Here is a 3,351-nt window from a genome sequence, read left to right on the forward strand (position 1 = left end):
GAATTCCTAAATCATTGCATTTTCCTTTAGTTGTCAAACCGTTATATGAAGACGGTTCCGAGGGCATTTCCAACGCCTCGCTGGTTAAGGATATCGTTGAATTGGAGGAGAGAGCACGAATGGTTTTTGAGCGGTGGAACCAACCGGTCATCGCCGAAGAATACATCGAAGGCAGAGAATTATATGTCGGCGTCATCGGCAATCGCCGCCTGGCCGTTTTGCCCCCGCGGGAACTCTATTTCGGCAGTAGCGACGAAGGAGGACCGGTACTGGCAACCTATCGGGTTAAATGGAACCAGGAATATCAAAAAAAATGGAATATCACCTTCGGGTTCGCCAAACTCGACGATTCTGCTCGCGACATCATCGCCCGGGCCTGCAAAAAGGCATATCATATTCTTCAAGTGCAGGATTACGGGCGTATCGACGTGCGCTTAACGCCCGACAATAAAGTTTATATTCTCGAAGTTAATCCCAATCCTGATATCGCCTATGGAGAAGAGGTTGCCGAAGCAGCGGAGAAAATTGGAATCTGTTATAACGACCTCATAGACCGCATCGTCCGTTTTGCCCTCCGTCGATATAAACTCCCCGTCTAACCGGCGGTACACTCACTTGTACAAAAAGCCGAATATTCATTGCGAAAGCCGGGTGATTCGTTCCTCGGCTTTTTTGCAGTTTTTCGACGAGATAGTGCTGCAAAAAGCTTTTTTATATTTTTTCCATGCCAGAAGGGCAGCGTTTTTATTATTGAGATTAGGCTTTTTCCGATAAATCATATCATGAGTTTTTGCCCATTCATATACTGCTTCCTGCTGTGTTGTCCGGCTGAAATGTGACGGCACACTCTGGGCTTTTATAAGCGCTTCCTGCGCTTGCCGATAGCGACCGGTCTGATACAATATCTTTCCCTGCAAAAGATAAAAATGACCGTCGTTGATGATTTTTTCCCTGGAAAGCTTATAGGCCCTGGAAAAATTACCGGTATTGTAATATGATTCCAGCAGCCGAAGTCGGATTATTTTTTTGAGTGGTGATGGATGTTCCTGAAGGAGCGCCTTTTCCAACAGAGGTATCGCTTTTTTATGGTCTCCCTTTCTGAATAAATCAAGTCCTTTCTGAAAATCGGCCTGGGATGAGGCGGAACTGACCGGTCTTTTTCTCGTGACGGTAGACTGTGATGAAGATTTCGGCTGAACTCGAGATGAAGACGACGCTTCAGGCGGCGGAGATTTTACGGTCTCCTGCCCCCGGGGTTGCTCGACCGCTTTCTTTTCCCCAATCCCCTGAGTGTCCGGAGGATGCGTCTTTTTTTGAACGATATCAAAGATCTTCAGTGAACCAAGAATCAGTACCACCGCTGCAACAATTGTTCCCACATAAAGGGTAATAAAACTCTTGTTTGAATGGATCTTCTGCTTTGATAAAAATTGCGTATGGCTCTCCCGGGGATTATTGATATATTCCTCGACGATCAACGACGCCGGTTTGTCGCTATAGAGGGAAAGTTGTGATTCAAGCTCGACACATAATTCCGCCGCATTCGGAAGCCTTTTCTCCTTATCGACCTCGATGCATTTATTGATAAGCGCCGTGACTTTCGGAGATATTTGAGGAACCGGCTCTTTGACCGGCCGGTACATGCCGTTGGTCTTTGCCTTGACAAGCGCTCCCAGCGACTCCTGGGGAAAACACTTCAGCCCGGTAATCATTTCATAGAGAACGGTTCCAAGCGAATAAATATCGGTACGGGCATCAAGAACAAGACCGTCAATCTGTTCGGTACTGAGATAAGCATAGGTTCCCATTATTTCGGAGCTTGCCGTATGAATGCTGGTTTCACCCGGTCGCGCTATCCCAAAATCGGCAAGCTTGACCGTCCCGTCCTGCGCAATAAGGATATTTCCCGGCTTGATATCACGGTGTACAAGACCATTATACTTTTTTCCATAGAGAGTTACCGATTGTCGATGAGCATAGTCCAGTGCCCGGGAAATAATGCTTGCGATCGAAAGCGCAACCGGTACCGGCAGTTTCCCCCGCTCAAACAATAAATCTTTCAGCGACCAGCCGTCAATGTATTCCATCTCAATAAAGGGAATGGTATTTTTCCATAAACCGACATTATATATCTGCACGATATTTGGATGAATAAGATTCGCCGAAATCTTTGCTTCAGTACGCAGTCGTTTACTATTGCCCACCATGGATTCCGGCTTGAGCATTTTCACTGCCCGGACAACTTCAAGCTGTTCATGTATCGCCTTGTAAACAACCGCCGTCCCGCCGGAATCGATATGCTTGAGCACCCGCAGTTCACCTACACACTCATGGGGCTTGGGCATGATCGATCCTACCAGGGGAAGCGGTCTGCTTTCGGAGATATCGGTAGAATCCGTCGGTGGCTTTCGGTCGTTTTTCGACATAATACTATCATATTACCCATCTGAAACAGCATATTTCAAGAAAAATGCACATGCCGCTCCGACAAACAGAGGGGTGCTTGTGGTATGCCCTTCAATATAATTAGTAATAATTTTGGTGTGAGAAATCGGTATTAGATTATTTTCTCATCAATATAATAATACACCAATTCGGCAATCTCTGAAGACAGGGGTATGCCTGTTCAGTTCAAAGTATGTTAAAATTTACCCATTCTCAAATTTATTTCCCGGTAATTATTACTCTCCTGCTCGGTATTGCGCCCGGCAAGGCCCTGGATGATATCGAACTAACCGGCGAACAGGACGGCGCCTACGAAAAAGCTGAATATATTGTCGAAAATAATATTATTGTTAAGCGAGGACGAACTTTATCCTTTGCACCCGGCTCGATTATCCGGTTTAAACGTTTTGGCGGGTTGATTGTTGAAGGCAATCTTGAATGCAAAGGCGAGCCCTCCGAGCCGATTGTTTTCACATCCATGAACGACCGTCCGGTAAGTGAACGGGAGGATGATCCTCAGCCTTTTGACTGGAACGGCATTGACATTAAACGTTCGGCCGACAGCATTACGCTTGAATATGTGAGAATCAGTCACAGTACATTCGGCCTGAAAATCCCTGAAACCCTGGAAAAACTGAGTGTTAAAAACTGTGTTTTTAATGATAACGGTAACGCGGATCTCTCCCTGGGCGATTCGACCGTTATTGTGGAAGATAAAAAACCTTTTTCGCTGGTGACGGATACGGCGCCCCAAAAGCCTGATCCGGAAATTGACCGTCTCGTGAGTGATTCGGTTGTCCAAAAAAAGCAATGGATTGTGCCGGCTCGAATCGGTTTTGGGGCGGCGGCTCTGGTGGGAGGAGGTATCTGGATCGGGTATAACGCCCGTGCCCACCGACTTCATGA

3 protein-coding genes are annotated in these 3,351 nt (G+C 46.6%); 2 read left to right on the forward strand and 1 reads right to left on the reverse strand.

The features are described from left to right. Nucleotides 1-2 precede the first annotated feature (2 nt). Nucleotides 3-599: a hypothetical protein gene (locus GF401_08275; GenBank protein ID MBD3345042.1), complete on the forward strand. Its 597-nt coding sequence runs from the start codon at nucleotides 3-5 to the stop codon at nucleotides 597-599. A gap of 36 nt (nucleotides 600-635) precedes the next feature. Here GF401_08275 and GF401_08280 read toward each other — a convergent pair whose 3' ends face one another. Continuing rightward, on the reverse strand, nucleotides 636-2,426 hold the full coding sequence (locus tag GF401_08280) for a protein kinase (GenBank protein ID MBD3345043.1): 1,791 nt from the start codon (nucleotides 2,424-2,426) through the stop codon (nucleotides 636-638). A gap of 212 nt (nucleotides 2,427-2,638) precedes the next feature. Between GF401_08280 and GF401_08285 the strand changes: the two genes are divergently transcribed. Further along, nucleotides 2,639-3,351, forward strand: a 713-nt coding sequence (locus GF401_08285; protein MBD3345044.1) for a hypothetical protein, incomplete at its 3' end; no start/stop codon positions are given.

Source organism: Chitinivibrionales bacterium, assembly GCA_014728215.1.
Classification (GTDB): domain Bacteria; phylum Fibrobacterota; class Chitinivibrionia; order Chitinivibrionales; family WJKA01; genus WJKA01.